Source organism: Acinetobacter sp. YH01006 (genome assembly GCF_013420445.1).
Taxonomy (GTDB): domain Bacteria; phylum Pseudomonadota; class Gammaproteobacteria; order Pseudomonadales; family Moraxellaceae; genus Acinetobacter; species Acinetobacter pseudolwoffii.
This window is the reverse complement of record NZ_VOYB01000001.1, coordinates 57,450-73,211: the sequence shown is the minus strand read 5'-3', so window position 1 is coordinate 73,211 and position 15,762 is coordinate 57,450. Positions and strand designations below refer to the sequence as shown.

12 protein-coding genes are annotated in these 15,762 nt (G+C 44.5%); 2 read left to right on the top strand and 10 right to left on the bottom strand.

The features are described from left to right. Positions 1 to 103: 103 nt before the first annotated feature. The 3 genes from FTT73_RS00405 to FTT73_RS00395 all read right to left on the bottom strand — a co-directional run bounded on the left by FTT73_RS00405 (position 104) and on the right by FTT73_RS00395 (position 3,381). Complete coding sequence (locus tag FTT73_RS00405; RefSeq protein WP_180190848.1) at positions 104 to 709, bottom strand: OmpW family protein; 606 nt, start codon at positions 707 to 709, stop codon at positions 104 to 106. A gap of 331 nt (positions 710 to 1,040) precedes the next feature. After that, on the bottom strand, positions 1,041 to 2,405 hold the full coding sequence (locus tag FTT73_RS00400) for a Na+/H+ antiporter family protein (RefSeq protein WP_005173021.1): 1,365 nt from the start codon (positions 2,403 to 2,405) through the stop codon (positions 1,041 to 1,043). A gap of 100 nt (positions 2,406 to 2,505) precedes the next feature. Next, on the bottom strand, positions 2,506 to 3,381 hold the full coding sequence (locus tag FTT73_RS00395; protein WP_100355509.1) for an alpha/beta fold hydrolase: 876 nt from the start codon (positions 3,379 to 3,381) through the stop codon (positions 2,506 to 2,508). Between the two features lie 117 nt (positions 3,382 to 3,498). Here FTT73_RS00395 and FTT73_RS00390 point away from each other — a divergent pair, with 117 nt between their 5' ends. After that, positions 3,499 to 3,993, top strand: coding sequence for a DUF4442 domain-containing protein (locus FTT73_RS00390; RefSeq protein ID WP_212749479.1), 495 nt, complete (start codon positions 3,499 to 3,501; stop codon positions 3,991 to 3,993). Positions 3,994 to 4,050: 57 nt separating this feature from the next. Here the strand turns inward: FTT73_RS00390 and FTT73_RS00385 are convergent, their stop codons facing one another. From FTT73_RS00385 to rpoB, 3 genes are all read right to left on the bottom strand, one after another. Continuing rightward, positions 4,051 to 4,416, bottom strand: coding sequence for a hypothetical protein (locus FTT73_RS00385; protein WP_005095281.1), 366 nt, complete (start codon positions 4,414 to 4,416; stop codon positions 4,051 to 4,053). A gap of 212 nt (positions 4,417 to 4,628) precedes the next feature. Then, on the bottom strand, positions 4,629 to 8,819 hold the full coding sequence (rpoC, locus tag FTT73_RS00380; protein WP_005173031.1) for a DNA-directed RNA polymerase subunit beta': 4,191 nt from the start codon (positions 8,817 to 8,819) through the stop codon (positions 4,629 to 4,631). 177 nt (positions 8,820 to 8,996) lie between these two features. Then, positions 8,997 to 13,085, bottom strand: coding sequence for a DNA-directed RNA polymerase subunit beta (rpoB, locus tag FTT73_RS00375; RefSeq protein ID WP_005095277.1), 4,089 nt, complete (start codon positions 13,083 to 13,085; stop codon positions 8,997 to 8,999). Here rpoB and FTT73_RS00370 point away from each other — a divergent pair. Then, the gene (locus FTT73_RS00370; RefSeq protein WP_034608820.1) at positions 13,079 to 13,330 is read left to right on the top strand and encodes a hypothetical protein; all 252 of its coding nucleotides are present in this window, start codon (positions 13,079 to 13,081) and stop codon (positions 13,328 to 13,330) included. The two genes, rpoB and FTT73_RS00370, sit on opposite strands and share 7 nt — an antisense overlap. A gap of 63 nt (positions 13,331 to 13,393) precedes the next feature. Here FTT73_RS00370 and rplL read toward each other — a convergent pair whose 3' ends face one another. The 4 genes from rplL to rplK form a co-directional block, all read right to left on the bottom strand. After that, positions 13,394 to 13,759: a 50S ribosomal protein L7/L12 gene (gene rplL / locus FTT73_RS00365; RefSeq protein WP_005095274.1), complete on the bottom strand. Its 366-nt coding sequence runs from the start codon at positions 13,757 to 13,759 to the stop codon at positions 13,394 to 13,396. A 48-nt stretch (positions 13,760 to 13,807) separates the two neighbouring features. Further along, the gene (rplJ, locus tag FTT73_RS00360; protein WP_005095272.1) at positions 13,808 to 14,314 is read right to left on the bottom strand and encodes a 50S ribosomal protein L10; all 507 of its coding nucleotides are present in this window, start codon (positions 14,312 to 14,314) and stop codon (positions 13,808 to 13,810) included. Positions 14,315 to 14,614: 300 nt separating this feature from the next. Then, the gene (rplA, locus tag FTT73_RS00355) at positions 14,615 to 15,310 is read right to left on the bottom strand and encodes a 50S ribosomal protein L1 (RefSeq protein ID WP_005095271.1); all 696 of its coding nucleotides are present in this window, start codon (positions 15,308 to 15,310) and stop codon (positions 14,615 to 14,617) included. A 3-nt stretch (positions 15,311 to 15,313) separates the two neighbouring features. After that, positions 15,314 to 15,742, bottom strand: coding sequence for a 50S ribosomal protein L11 (gene rplK, locus FTT73_RS00350; protein WP_004278614.1), 429 nt, complete (start codon positions 15,740 to 15,742; stop codon positions 15,314 to 15,316). Between the last annotated feature and the right edge of the window lie 20 nt (positions 15,743 to 15,762).

Below are 15,762 nucleotides of genomic sequence, written 5' to 3'. Positions count from 1 at the left end.
GCCAATCTGCTCAATTTCAATAGGTTATAAATCGTTGTTATTTTGAAAAAAAAGCCTCATACAAGATGAGGCCTTTGGAAAATCAATCCAGAAATATGAAAGCTTAGAATTTATAGCTATAGCCGACTGTATATACCCAAGGATTAACTTTCAGCTCACCAATGTTCGTACCATTGAGCTCTAAGTCTGTTTCAACCTGAGCATAACGCACATCTGCATATACACCCCAGTTTTTGGCATCGGCTGGCTGAAAGTTGAAACCGATCTGACCGGCTACACCATAGGCGACATCCGCCTCCAATTTAGCACCTTCAGTTGCAATTTCTTCATCCCAAGGAACCACTACGGTTGCACCAATACCGACATAAGGAGTAAAGCGGGTTGAATTTTTAAAGTTGTATTTAGCGGTCACTGTAGGTGGTAAATGTTTGAAACTTGCTACGTTCTCCCCTACACCTTCAATGCTTACATCATGTTTAAAAGGCGTCGCCAATAAAAGCTCTACAGAAATAGGAGAGTTATCAAAAAAATATTCTACTGAAGGAGTAAAGCCCACCTCATTACTTACAATTGCCTTACCGCCTGCAATAATACCGTTATCATCATTTTGTGGCGCCAATACAGAACCACCGACTTTCACTTGCCATTGACCTGCCATCGCCGATGCAGAAAGACCCATTAATGCAATTAGAGCAACTTGCTTTAACATTTTAAAATACCCCACAGGAAGAATAATTATTAAGAAAATAAATCTTAATTAATAATAAACACGAGGAAAAATAATATGCAATAAGGATTATAAAACTAATTTTTAATTATTATTTAACATACTGATTTAAAAAGTAATTTATTTTAAATTGACTAGATTGGTTGGTTTTAAATACCAGGTATATTAATCAGATAAACATGAATTTATTCAGACTAAAATAATCAGGTTTATATTAATTTTTATTTAAACATATATTTTAAATACATCTTATTATTTATTTTAAATTCAGATAAATCTGCTCCAATAGATATCAGAGCAGATTGAAATTGACTTACAAAACCATGGCTGCAATCCAGCCAAAAATCATCAACGGAATATTAAAGTGAATGAAGGTTGGAACCACACTGTCCTTCATATGGTCATGCTGACCATCCATATTTAAACCCGAAGTTGGGCCTAGAGTTGAATCTGACGCTGGAGAGCCGGCATCGCCTAAAGCCGCCGCAGTCCCGATAATGGCAATGGTCGCAGCCGGACTAAAACCAAACTGGATACACAGCGGAACATAAATAATCGCCAGAATGGGAATGGTCGAGAAAGACGAACCAATGCCCAATGTGATCAGCAAACCAATCAACAGCATCAGAAATGCGGCCAGTGCCTGACTATTACCAATCCAGTTTACTGATGCTTCAACCAAGGTTGGTACCTGATTAGTCGCTTCAATCACCGCGGCAAAGCCTTGTGCCGCAATCATGATAAAGCCAACTAGCGCCATCATGCGCATACCGGTAATGATCACATCATCCGCTTCTTTCCATTTAAAGATCCCGGCACAACTCAGGATTGCGACACCGACCAGACCGGCCAGAATCATCGAGTCTGAATAAAGCTGTACCGCCAATGTGGCAATAACTGCAAGGCCGGCCATCCAGATGGTAAATTTGGCAATCTGCGGTTTAACCTGCTCAGCCACACCCAATTCAGCGGAAATACTTTGCTGTTCCTGGACATGAATATCTTGATATTGACGTGGTTTGCGATAGCTAATAAAGATCGCCACCAATAAGCCCACAAACATACCGAATACTGGAATTGCCATCGCAGATGGAATCTGGTCATAGCTAATTTCAAATCCATATGGCTTACCAAAAGTATTGATGTTATGACCCAGAATGTCATTCAGGAAGATGGCACCAAAACCGACCGGAATCAGCATATAGGTGCCTACCAGACCAAAGGTCAGCAAACAGGCAATCAAACGACGGTCGAGCTTTAAATGGTTAAATACAGTCAATAATGGTGGAATCAGGACTGGAATAAAGGCGATATGTACCGGAATCACGTTCTGGGAAAATACCGCAGCAATGGCTACTGTAAAAAAGATCAGATATTTCACCCGGTTTTGTGCTTTAAAATCAGCCTCACCTTTTAAGGTGTTGATCATTTTATACGCCAACAAATCCGGCAAACCTGAACGTGCCAACGCCAAAGCAAATGCACCTAAAATACCGTAAGCCAAGGCAATTTTGGCACCGCCGCCCAAGCCATTGTTAAACGCGTCCAAGGTTCCCTGAAGGCCAAGACCTGCCAGTAAACCACCCGTAACAGCACCAATGACCAGGGCAAAAACCACAGGTACACGTGCCAATGAGAGTCCGAACATGACTCCAATAGCAGCAAGAATTGCGAACATAATGAATCGGAATAGAGAGAAAGCGGCTATTTTATCAGAAAATTCGGATAAAAATTCCGCCACTTTTCCTTTCAGCAGTCATGTTCAGTGCTGAGGCTGATTAAACGACTTCAGCAGATTGACGCTGAATAAAGTGATCAATTAATTGAGCCACTTGTTCTGGCTGGCTCAGAATTGCCCAGTGATTGGCGTCCAGTTCCACTTTAGAGAAATTATCGACCCATTTTGCCATCTCATCGACCAGATCAGGCCCGACAAACTGGTCATATTTCAGTACAATCGCTTGTACCGGACAGATGGCAAAGCGCTGCCGTGGTCGGGCCAAACGCGGTAAAAAATTGGCCCGATACAGGTTTACCCCATACTTGCCATCTTTGACGATCTTCGGGTTCAGCGGCAGATCGTCCCGTCTTTCTAATTGCCGGACAATCTTGGCCCAGCGCTGCGGATTAAAAAAATTCCAGGCCAAGGGGGCTAGTAAAGGCAACTGAAATACCGCGATATACCAGGACTTGCTCATTTGCTTTAAAAATTTTGCTTTGTCTTGATTGAACTGCTCGCGCATCCAGAAAGCAGCATGATCCAGACAAGGGCCAGACAGCGTGCTATAAGACAGAATTCGGCCTTTGAATCTTAAATCTGTGACAGATTCCCAAGACTGAATTGAACCCCAGTCATGCGCTGCCAGATGAAAACCACGATTCGGCAATACCTTGCTCACTACCTCTTCCAGATCCTGACTTAAGCGTGCCAAGCGGTAATCCGAGATTTTTTGAGGAATACTGGACTCACCTGCGCCGCGCACATCGTAGCTCACAACAAAATAATCCTGACTCAAATAAGCAATGACTGGCTCCCAAACCGCTTGATGATCGGGGTAGCCATGAACCAGTACCAATGCCGGCCGTGTGGGCTGTCCGTAAGTTTTAACGCAAAGACGCTGCTGATCCGTGGTATCGACCCATTGCATTTCCATGTTTTGATCCTGTTGTTGTTATTGACCGCATAGTTTATAAATCGGAATAATTTATCAATGCCAGCGCATTTTTGTTGCTCTAGTATGCATAACTACACAAGAAAAAAGAATGTCAGCATGAGCCTATTCCAGAAAATTCAAAAACTGCCTTTGGTTTCAAAATTTATTCTGAACCGCTATGCCCCCTATCGTGGTGCAGGCATCGAAATTGATAAAATTGATTTTAATCATTATCACATTCGGGTCAAAATGCCACTGACCCGTAAAAACCAGAATATTGTCGGCGTCCATTTTGGTGGCAGCTTATATTCAATGGTCGATCCATTTTATATGCTCTTACTGATGCATCATTTAGGGCCGAAATATATCGTCTGGGATAAGGGCGCGAGTATCCAGTTTTTAGCACCGGGTCGCGGCACCGTCTTTGCTGATGTGCGCATCTCTGCTGAAGAAGTCAGTACTATTATTGACCTGGCTGCTGACTATGCACCGGTATATCGCCATTACCAGCTCAATATCTATGATGAGGCTGGCGTTCGAATTGCCGAAGTACAAAAAACGGTTTATATCCGGCGCAAACAAAGCAAAGGAAAAATTCAAAAAACTGAATAAGGTAAAAGCGCCACATGGGCGCTTTTAGATCTGAATCGATTTAAAGTCAGTGCAGACTTAACGACGGCGGTTATCCTGTTCGATCGCAGCACCTGCGCCACCACCGATTGCACCACCAATCGCAGCACCAGCATTCCCACCGAATATGCTTTTACCTACAGCTGAGCCTACAGCACCGCCGACACCACTATAGGTCGCATTACGGTTTGAGCCACCTTGGGACTTACTTCCCACGGCTGCGCCTGCACCACCACCGACTGCAGAACCAAGACCACCCCCGACACTATTACCTACACCACCACCGACTGCACCACCTAAGGCGGCAGCACCGATACGCTGCTCATTGGCAGACATACTTTCACAACCTGCCAGCATAAAGGTGGAGAGAGTTGCAACTGCCATCACACCCATTAATTTTTTCATGACTTTGGCCTTCCTTTTCATACTTTAATTTAGCTTATCTTCATTTTATAAAACTAAAACATGGAGCGTGTTACTTCTCTCGGTATTCCTGCTGAGTTTTGTAAGTATCAATGGATTATTCCACTGTTTAGCCTTTAATTAGCTTTTAATTTTTATGTATTTAAGACAAAAAAAGACGCCCGAAGGCGTCTCTTTTTTAGCTTTAACTTGAATTAGAATTCTTCGTTAAATGCCTGACTTAAAGCTTGATCAACATCAGAGAAGTCATTGTGCAGTTCAAATTCTGCAGCTTCTGCTTCTTGACGACGACGCTCGAGATGGTAAGCCAAACCTGTACCCGCTGGGATCAGACGACCTACAACCACGTTTTCTTTCAGACCGCGTAAGTCATCTTCTTTACCTGTTACAGCCGCTTCAGTTAACACACGTGTGGTTTCCTGGAACGATGCAGCAGAGATGAACGAGTCAGTCGAAAGCGACGCTTTGGTAATACCCATCAACAGACGTTCAAACTTCGCAGGGAACTTGTTTTGTGCAAGAACTGCTTGGTTTTCTTGTACAACACGGATGTAATCCACTTGTTCGCCTTTGATGAAGCTGGTATCGCCACCATCAGTGATATCCACTTTACGCAGCATTTGACGTACGATGACTTCAATGTGCTTGTCGTTGATTTTTACACCTTGCAGACGGTATACGTCCTGAACTTCGTTCACGATGTAGTTGGTCAGCGCCACTTCACCTTTCAGACGTAAAATGTCATGCGGGTTCTGTGGGCCGTCAGAAATGGTTTCACCACGGTTCACATGTTCGCCTTCGAACACGTTAATGGTACGCCATTTCGGAATCAGCTCTTCGTAAATCTCAGAGCCATCATCCGGTGTAATCACCAGACGGTTCTTACCTTTGGTTTCTTTACCGAAGCTCACAACACCCGATACTTCTGCAAGGATTGCATGCTCTTTCGGCTTACGTGCTTCGAACAAGTCAGCTACACGCGGTAGACCACCGGTAATATCACGGGTACGTGAAGATTCTTGTGGTACACGACCAATAACGTCACCGACACCAATCGTTTCGCCATCACGGACAGAAAGAATGGTGTTTTGTGGCAAGAAGTAGAACTGTTCAGTGCCTTCAACTGTGTCTAACACTACAGCAGGACGCAAATCTTTACCTGACGCAGGACGTGAAGTCACTGGCAAGATTTCGATGGTTGACATACCTGTTGCATCATCAGTTTTCGAAGTCACGGTCACGCCATCAGCGATCTGGCTGAAACGCACTTTACCTGCAACTTCTGTTACCAATGGATGTGTATGCGGATCCCAAGTCGCCACGATACCGCCTGCTTCTACAGCTTCGCCATCTTTTAGCAAGATAGATGCACCGTAAGGCAGTTTATAGCGCTCGCGCTCACGACCTAAATCATCCGCAATACCGATCTCACCTGAACGTGAAGTCGATACCAAGTGACCTTTGGCATGTTGTACTGTTTTCACGTTGTGGAAACGCACTGTACCCTGGTTACGAACTTGTACGCTGTTTGCAGCAGACGTTCGGCTTGCAGCACCACCCACGTGGAAGGTACGCATAGTTAACTGTGTACCTGGTTCACCAATCGATTGAGCTGCCATGACACCAACAGACTCACCCGGGTTCACCTGATGACCACGCGCCAAGTCACGGCCGTAACATTTCGCACATACACCGAAAGTAGACGCACAGTTTACAACCGAACGTACTTTAATTTCGTCGACACCTTGGCTTTCGATAAACGTTGCCAGTTTCTCGTCAATTAAAGTATTACGTGGAAGCAGAACTTCGTCTGTACCGACACGTTTCACATCTTCAGCAACTACACGACCCAATACTCGTGCACCCAAGTTCTCGATGACATCGCCACCTTGAATGAATGGTGTCATTACTAGACCGTCGAAGGTGCCACAATCTGGCTCGGTAATCACCAAGTCTTGCGCAACGTCTACCAGACGACGCGTCAAGTAACCAGAGTTCGCAGTTTTCAGTGCTGTATCGGCCAAACCTTTACGCGCACCGTGTGTCGAGATGAAGTACTGTAGTACAGTCAAACCTTCACGGAAGTTCGCTTTAATAGGCGTTTCAATGATCGAGCCATCCGGCTTCGCCATCAAACCACGCATACCCGCCAACTGACGAATCTGAGCTGCCGAACCACGGGCACCCGAGTCAGACATCATGTAGATCGAGTTGAATGATTTTTGCTTCTCGTCTTCACCCTGTTTGTTTTTAACAGTCGTGAAAGACAAGTTGTCCATCATCGCTTTAGCAACCTGGTCATTGGTACGCGCCCAAATATCGACCACTTTGTTATAACGTTCGCCGGCAGTTACGAAACCTTGTTCGAACTGTTGTTCGATTTCACGAACTTCAGCTTCCGCTTTACCAATAATGACTTGTTTTTGCGGTGGAATAACCATGTCTTCCATACCGACAGATACACCTGAACGCGTCGCCTGACGGAAGCCTAGGTACATCAATTGGTCAGCGAAGATAACAGTATCTTTCAGACCCAATTTACGGTAGCAAGAGTTAATTAACTTAGAAATGTTTTTCTTGGTCATCTCAACGTTAATTTGCTGGAAATCCATACCTTCAGGCACAACTTCCCAAAGTAGGCAGCGACCAGGTGTGGTATCTACAATAATGGTTTGATGTTCACGGTTGCCATCTTCATCGATGACAGTCTGGTGTACACGTGCTTTAACGCGAGCGTGTAGATCAACCTGACCTGTTGCCAGTGCACGGTTTACTTCGTGAGTATCCGCGAACACCATGCCCTCACCTTTGGCATTGATTGCATCACGCGTGATGTAATACAAGCCCAAGACAACGTCCTGAGACGGCACGATGATTGGCTCACCGTTCGCTGGAGACAAGATGTTGTTGGTCGACATCATTAACGCACGCGCTTCTAACTGCGCTTCAAGTGTTAATGGTACGTGTACCGCCATTTGGTCACCATCGAAGTCGGCGTTAAACGCAGCACACACGAGCGGGTGTAGACGGATCGCCTTACCTTCAATCAGGATCGGTTCAAATGCTTGAAGACCTAGACGGTGAAGTGTTGGCGCACGGTTCAACATCACTGGATGTTGACGGATCACGTGAGCAAGAACGTCCCAAACTTCTGGCGTCTCGCGCTCAACCATTTTCTTCGCAGCTTTAATGGTGGTTGCTTGACCAGATGCTTGTAGTTTCGCGAAAATGAATGGCTTGAACAGTTCAAGTGCCATTTTCTTCGGAAGACCACATTGGTGCAAACGCAGGTTTGGACCAACGGTAATGACCGAACGACCTGAGTAATCGACACGTTTACCCAATAAGTTCTGACGGAAACGACCTTGCTTACCTTTGATCATATCTGCCAAAGATTTAAGCGGACGCTTGTTTGAACCGGTAATTGCACGACCACGACGACCGTTGTCTAACAATGCATCGACAGACTCTTGCAACATACGTTTTTCGTTACGTACGATGATGTCTGGCGCTGCAAGGTCAAGAAGACGCTTCAAACGGTTGTTACGGTTAATCACACGACGGTAAAGATCGTTCAAGTCAGAAGTCGCGAAACGACCACCTTCAAGTGGTACCAACGGACGAAGGTCTGGTGGCAGAACTGGAAGTACAGTCAACACCATCCATTCTGGCTTGTTGTTCGAATCGTTGAATGCTTCCATCAACTTCAAACGCTTAGAGGCTTTTTTCAGCTTGGTTTCTGAAGTTGTCACAGGAATTTCTTCACGAAGACGCGCAATTTCAGCTTCAAGATCGATGTCTTTCAACAAGTCTTGAACCGCTTCAGCACCCATTTTCGCTGTGAATTCATCACCGTGTTCTTCCAACGCATTGAAGTATTCTTCATCGTTCAGAAGCTGGTATTTCTCAAATGGTGTCATACCAGGATCGGTAACCACATAAGATTCGAAATACAATACGCGTTCGATATCACGTAGCGTCATGTCTAATAATAGACCGATACGGCTCGGCAATGATTTCAAGAACCAGATGTGTGCAACTGGAGAAGCTAGCTCGATGTGACCCATACGTTCACGACGAACTTTCGCAGTTGTTACTTCAACGCCACATTTTTCACAAATGACGCCTTTGTATTTCATACGCTTGTATTTACCACACAAGCATTCGTAATCTTTTACTGGACCAAAGATTTTGGCACAGAATAAACCATCACGTTCAGGTTTGAACGTACGATAGTTAATGGTTTCTGGCTTTTTAACTTCACCGTGAGACCATGACTTAATCATTTCTGGTGACGCAAGACCAATACGGATGCGGTCAAACTCTACAGGAGCATGACCGTCTGAATCCGTCTTTTTGCGCATGATATCGAGCAAGTCTTTCAATTTTTTTCTCCGTGTGTCGAGGAGATTTTCACTTCTCGACTGGGTCACAAATATTGTTTTTAACTGAATTGGGAATCCCAAGAATCCCCCTAAATCCCCCTTTATAAAGAGGGACTTCCCCCTCTTTTTTAAAGAGGTGAGAAGCACTGCTTCGCAAGGGAGATTCAATGGAACTAATTAGTCACCATTTTTCAGTTCAATGTTGATACCTAAAGAACGGATCTCTTTGGTCAATACGTTGAACGATTCAGGCATACCCGGGTCCATATAATGGTTACCATCTACAATATTCTTGTAGATACGGGTACGGCCTTCAACGTCATCCGATTTCACAGTCAGCATTTCTTGTAGCGTATATGCTGCACCGTAAGCTTCTAGTGCCCAGACTTCCATCTCACCGAAACGCTGACCACCGAATTGTGCTTTACCACCCAGCGGCTGTTGCGTGACTAGAGAATAAGAACCAGTTGAACGCGCATGCATCTTGTCATCAACCAAGTGGTTCAGTTTCAGCATGTACATATAACCTACAGTTACTGGACGGTCGAAACGCTCACCAGTACGACCATCATATAATACTGTCTGACCAGTACTTGATAGACCTGCAAGTTGTAACAATTCTTTGATCTGACCTTCTTCAGCACCATCGAATACAGGTGTTGCCAAAGGCACACCAGCACGCAAGTTACCAGAAAGTTTCAAGATTTCTTCATCAGTCAAGCTGTCAAGATCTTCTTGCTCGCCACCAACTTTGTTATAAATCTTGTCCAGGAAATCACGAAGCTCAAGTACAGTACGCTGTTCTTTCATCATCTTGTCGATTTGATCGCCAAGACCTTTGGCAGCCATACCTAAGTGAGTTTCAAGAATCTGACCCACGTTCATACGCGATGGTACGCCCAGCGGGTTCAGTACGATATCAACAGGTACACCATTGGCATCGTGTGGCATGTCTTCTACCGGCAAGATGTTTGATACAACACCCTTGTTACCGTGACGACCGGCCATCTTATCACCCGGCTGGATGCGACGTTTTACCGCAAGATAAACTTTAACTACTTTCAATACGCCAGTGGTCAGCTCATCGCCTGTAGAAAGTTTGCGTTTTTTCTCAGCAAATTTCTCGTCAATTTCGAAGCTCTTCTCTTTCAAGAACACTTGAATTTGCGTTAGACGTTCAGCGATTGCTTCATCAACCGGTTGAATTTCAAGAAGATCAACAAGCTCTAAACCAGACAACACGTCTTCAGACAGTTTGTCGCCACGTTTAGTGGTACCGCCACCATTCGACTCTTGACCGTTCAACAAACGAATTACACGTTCACGTGCTGCTTCTTCAAAGATCTTGAACTCTTCTTTCAAGTCTTTACGGTAAGCATCAAGCTGAGCTTTTTCAATTGCTTGAGCACGTTCGTCTTTTTCAAGACCATCACGTGTAAACACTTGAACATCAATCACAGTACCTTTGGTACCAGATGGAACGCGTAAAGATGAATCTTTAACGTCAGCTGCTTTTTCACCGAAGATTGCACGAAGCAATTTTTCTTCCGGCGTTAGCTGCGTTTCACCTTTAGGCGTCACTTTACCAACAAGAATATCACCTGCTGTTACTTCAGCACCGATGTAAACAATACCTGATTCATCAAGTTTAGAAAGCGCTGCTTCACCCACATTCGGGATATCGGCCGTGATTTCTTCAGCACCAAGCTTAGTATCACGTGCGACACATGACAATTCCTGGATATGAATCGAGGTTAAACGGTCTTCTTGAAGTACACGCTCTGAAAGTAAGATCGAGTCTTCGTAGTTGTAACCGTTCCAGGTCATGAATGCGACGCGCATGTTTTGACCAAGCGCTAGCTCACCGCCATCAGTCGATGGACCATCAGCTAATACGTCACCACGACCCACTTTATCACCCAGGTTCACCAGAACTTTCTGGTTGATACAGGTGTTTTGGTTTGAACGGGTGTATTTGATCAGGTTATAGATATCTACACCTGCCTCACCTGCGATCATCTCTTCTTCGTTCACACGAATGACTACACGAGATGCATCAACAAACTCGATACGACCACCACGCTGAGCGATCACACACACACCAGAGTCATGTGCTACGTTCGCTTCCATACCCGTACCTACGAGTGGTTTGTCAGCGATTAACGTAGGAACAGCCTGACGTTGCATGTTTGAACCCATCAATGCACGGTTAGCATCATCGTGTTCAAGGAACGGAATCAGTGACGCAGCCACAGATACAACCTGCTGAGCAGATACATCCATATGCGTTACTTTTTCCGGCGGCATGCGTACAAAGTCACCTTGGTGACGTACAGATACAACTTCTTCTAATAAATTACCATCAGCATCTACTGCAGAATCGGCCTGTGCAATCACAGTACCCACTTCTTCAATCGCAGACAGGTATTCAATGTCCATGGTTACACGGCCATCAACTACTTTACGGTAAGGCGTTTCCAAGAAACCGAAGTTGTTCGCTTTAGCATATACAGAAAGCGAGTTGATCAAACCAATGTTTGGACCTTCCGGCGTTTCAATTGGACATACACGACCGTAATGCGTTTGATGTACGTCACGTACTTCAAAGCCCGCACGTTCACGCGTCAAACCACCGGGACCAAGTGCTGATACACGACGCTTGTGCGTGATTTCAGACAACGGGTTGTTTTGATCCATGAACTGAGACAACTGGCTTGAACCAAAGAATTCTTTGATTGCAGCAGCAACAGGCTTCGCATTGATTAGATCTTGCGGAGACAGGTTGTCTGTTTCAGCTTGAGATAAACGTTCTTTAACAGCACGTTCTACACGAACCAGACCGACACGGAATTGGTTTTCTGTCATTTCGCCCACAGAACGAACACGACGGTTACCCAAGTGATCGATATCGTCGACTTCACCTTTACCGTTACGGATTTCAACTAATGTTTTCAATACATCAGTGATATCTTCGTTCGAGAGAATACCTTCAACTTCACGCGACTTCTGGTCTGTACCCACTTCGTAAGGACGACCCAAACGACGGTTGAACTTCATACGACCGACTGGAGACAAGTCATAACGCTCAGAAGAGAAGAACAGGTTATTGAACAGGTTCTCAGCTGCTTCTTTGGTTGGTGGCTCGCCCGGACGCATGACTTTGTAGATTTCGACCAATGCTTCTTCACGAGTGGTCGTAGTATCTGCACGTAGAGAATCTGCAACGAATGAACCACGGTCGATATCATTGGTGAACAGAACATTAAACTGCTTCACGCCGCCTTCTGCAATTTTCACCATGACTTCATGGCTCAATACGGTATTTGCAGCAATCACGTCGCCATCTTTTAATGCGATGTCTTCAGCCGTGATACGCTCATACAAATACTCATCAGGCACTGCAAGTTTTTCAAGACCTGAAGCTTCCATTTGACGTACATGACGCGCGTTAATACGTTTACCTTGTTCAACGATTGCCTTGCCATCTTTATCCAAGATGTCAAATTGTGCCATTTCGCCGCGCAGACGTTCCGGCACCAAGTCAATTTGATAGCTACCCATGTCAAGATACACAGGGACTTTCTCGTAGAACATGTTGAGAATGTTTTCGTTGCTATAACCCAGCGCACGCAGCACCACAGTCGCAAGTAATTTACGACGACGGTCAATACGTACATAGACCAGGTCTTTGGCATCGAATTCAAAATCTAACCATGAACCACGGTAAGGAATGATACGCGCTGAATAAAGGACTTTACCACTTGAGTGAGTCTTACCTTTATCGTGGTCAAAGAATACGCCTGGTGAACGGTGTAATTGAGATACGATTACACGCTCGGTACCATTAATTACAAAGGTACCGTTATCCGTCATCAATGGCATTTCGCCCATATAGACTTCTTGTTCACGTACGTCTTTAATTGACTTCGTTTCACGATCTTTCAGGATCAAACGAATTTTTACACGCATTGGTGCTGCATAAGTTGAGCCACGAAGAATACATTCGCGTACATCAAACTCAGGCTTACCAAGACTATACTCAACAAATTCTAAAGCAGCATTGCCAGAATAACTTTCTATAGGAAAAACTGAACGAAATGCGGCTTGGAGACCGATATCTTCGCGGTTTTTTGGTGATTTGCCATCTTGTAAGAACGTTCTGTACGAGTCGACTTGAATCGCGAGCAGGTACGGAGCATCCATAACGCTAGGCAATTTACCAAAATTCTTACGGATCCGTTTCTTTTCGGTATATGAGTATGCCATCTGGAGTCCTCGGAAAGTGTAAACCAAGCCCGCCTGCAGAACGGGCTCAGAAGGAATTACGCTGGCCGATATGGCCACCACTCTTTACAAATGCTGCAATTTTTAGTGGTATTAAAACGCTTATCAATATTTTTTTACTGAAAAATATTGGTAAACGTTTGTTCATTATGTTTATTTTTAATTTGTATGATTTTTATATCATGCAAACAAAAATCGAGCCGATTATTGTAACGCAAAAAGGCTGATGACCCAAGAGCCATCAGCCAATTTTTGGAGCTGATTATAAAAAAACCGGCTCCCTTAAGCTATTACTTAAGAGTAACTGTAGCACCAGCTTCTTCAAGTTTCTTCTTAAGTTCTTCGCCTTCTTCTTTAGAAACGCCTTCTTTAAGAACTGTAGGAGCGCTTTCAACCATGTCTTTAGCTTCTTTCAAGCCAAGGCCAGTTGCTTCACGAACTGCTTTAATTACAGCAACTTTGTTTGCGCCAAAAGAAGTCAATTCAACATTGAATTCAGATTGCTCTTCAGCAGCAGCAGCAGCAGGACCAGCAGCAACAGCTACAGCAGCAGCAGAAACGTTGAATTTCTCTTCGAAAGCAGAAATAAGTTCAACAAGTTCAAGAACAGTTTTTTCAGCAACTGCGTTTAGGATTTCTTCGTTTGTTAAAGCCATGAGATTAACTCCAAATGGGTATTGAATGATGTGTGTGTAAGTTTGAGCTTAAGCAGCTTCTGACTCGTTTTTCTCTTGAAGCGCTGTAAGTAAGCGGCCCAATTTCGAAATAGGAGCTTGAAGAACGTTTGCAAGCATAGTAAGCGCTTTTTCTTGGTTCGGAAGATTCGCGATAACGCTAACTTCTTCGCCTTGATAAAGTTTGCCATCAAATGCAGCAGCTTTAAGTTCAAATGCTTTATTAGTTTTAGCGAATTCTTCGAACAAACGTGCAGCAGCACCCATGTCGTCTTCAGAAGTCGAGAAAGCTAAGATTGTTGGGCCAACAAGGTTGTCGTTCAAGATATTAAATTGAGTATCTTGAAGAGCGCGTTTAGCCAAAGTGTTACGCACGATACGTGTGTGAACACCTAGTTTACGAGCTTCAACGCGAAGAGCAGTTAATTGCTCAACAGTTAAACCTTGATAGTCAGCAACAACAGCGGCAAATGCAGTAGAAGCAACTTCAGTTACTTCAGCTACGATCTGTTTTTTGCCTTCGATAAGAAGAGCCATTGTAAAACCTCCTAACGGTGATTTATGTACTTACGCGAAGTACACTCCCAATTCGTTAATCCATCACTGGACTAACACGCGGAGGATGAACAAATCACACCACCGCGTCTACGCAGGCTGGACGATTAAGAGCGAAGCATAAAACTCCCCTCGCCCGCGGTCTTTGACGCTGATAAATTTTCATTTATCAATTCAAAGTTTGCCTAAGTTTGCAAAATACGACGGAGCGTTTCTTGCGTAAGTTTTAAAGCAGTGCTTTAAAACTTACTCAGGGCTTTAAAATTCTGTATAAGTCGAGACTTATTTAGAAACGTTTGCTACATCAACGATCAAACCAGGACCCATAGTTGAGCTCAAAGTGATCTTTTGAATGTATACGCCTTTAGAAGTCGCAGGTTTCAAACGTTTCAAGTCAGCAACAAGTGCTTCAACGTTTGAACGAACAGCTTCAGCAGTGAAACCTACTTGACCGATCGCAGCGTGGATAATACCCGCTTTGTCTACGCGGTAACGTGCTTGACCAGCTTTTGCATTTTTAACTGCAGTTGCTACGTCAGGAGTTACCGTACCCACTTTAGGGTTTGGCATTAAGCCACGTGGACCAAGGATCGTACCAAGTTTACCTACAACGCGCATTGCATCTGGAGCAGCAATTACAACGTCAAAGTCAAGGTTACCCGCTTGGATGCTTTCAGCAAGATCATCGAAACCAACAACGTCTGCGCCTTCAGCTTTAGCAGCTTCAGCAGCAGCGCCTTGAGCGAATACAGCTACACGTACAGTTTTACCCGTACCTGCAGGAAGTGTAGTCGCGCCACGAACAACTTGGTCAGATTTACGAGGATCAACACCTAGGTTTACCGCGATATCCAAAGATTCTTTGAATTTAGGAGCTGGAAGGCTCTCCAAAACTGCAACAGCTTCTTCTAGTGTGTAAACTTTGTGCGCTTCTACAGCAGCTACGATCGCTTTTTGACGTTTAGTTAATTTAGCCATGTCTTAAAGCTCCACTTCCAAGCCCATAGAACGCGCAGAACCAGCAATGGTACGTACACGTGCGTCTAAATCAGCACCAGTCAAATCTGGTTCTTTAGTAGTCGCGATTTCTTCGATTTGAGCACGAGTCAACTTACCAACTTTAGTTTTGTTAGGTACAGCTGAACCCTTCTGGATACCAGCAGCTTTCTTAAGAAGAACAGCAGCAGGTGGAGTTTTCATGATGAATGTGAACGACTTGTCGTTGTACACAGTGATCACGACTGGAATTGGTAGACCAGCTTCAACTTTTTGTGTCGCAGCATTGAATTCTTTACAGAATGCCATGATGTTCACACCACGTTGACCTAGTGCAGGACCAATCGGTGGAGATGGATTCGCTTTACCAGCTGGAACTTGCAGCTTGATATAGCCGTCAATCTTCTTAGCCATTTCAAATTACCTCTGGGTGC

Excerpts from the sequence above, each read along its gene's own strand:
- FTT73_RS00405 (WP_180190848.1), bottom strand. The coding sequence starts at position 709 with ATGTTAAAGCAAGTTGCTCTAATTGCATTAATGGGTCTTTCTGCATCG.
- FTT73_RS00400 (WP_005173021.1), bottom strand. The coding sequence starts at position 2,405 with ATGTTCGCAATTCTTGCTGCTATTGGAGTCATGTTCGGACTCTCATTG.
- FTT73_RS00395 (WP_100355509.1), bottom strand. The coding sequence starts at position 3,381 with ATGGAAATGCAATGGGTCGATACCACGGATCAGCAGCGTCTTTGCGTT.
- FTT73_RS00390 (WP_212749479.1), top strand. The coding sequence starts at position 3,499 with ATGAGCCTATTCCAGAAAATTCAAAAACTGCCTTTGGTTTCAAAATTT.
- FTT73_RS00385 (WP_005095281.1), bottom strand. The coding sequence starts at position 4,416 with ATGAAAAAATTAATGGGTGTGATGGCAGTTGCAACTCTCTCCACCTTT.
- FTT73_RS00370 (WP_034608820.1), top strand. The coding sequence starts at position 13,079 with ATGCCATCTGGAGTCCTCGGAAAGTGTAAACCAAGCCCGCCTGCAGAA.
- rpoB (WP_005095277.1), bottom strand. The coding sequence starts at position 13,085 with ATGGCATACTCATATACCGAAAAGAAACGGATCCGTAAGAATTTTGGT.
- rplL (WP_005095274.1), bottom strand. The coding sequence starts at position 13,759 with ATGGCTTTAACAAACGAAGAAATCCTAAACGCAGTTGCTGAAAAAACT.
- rplJ (WP_005095272.1), bottom strand. The coding sequence starts at position 14,314 with ATGGCTCTTCTTATCGAAGGCAAAAAACAGATCGTAGCTGAAGTAACT.
- rplA (WP_005095271.1), bottom strand. The coding sequence starts at position 15,310 with ATGGCTAAATTAACTAAACGTCAAAAAGCGATCGTAGCTGCTGTAGAA.
- rplK (WP_004278614.1), bottom strand. The coding sequence starts at position 15,742 with ATGGCTAAGAAGATTGACGGCTATATCAAGCTGCAAGTTCCAGCTGGT.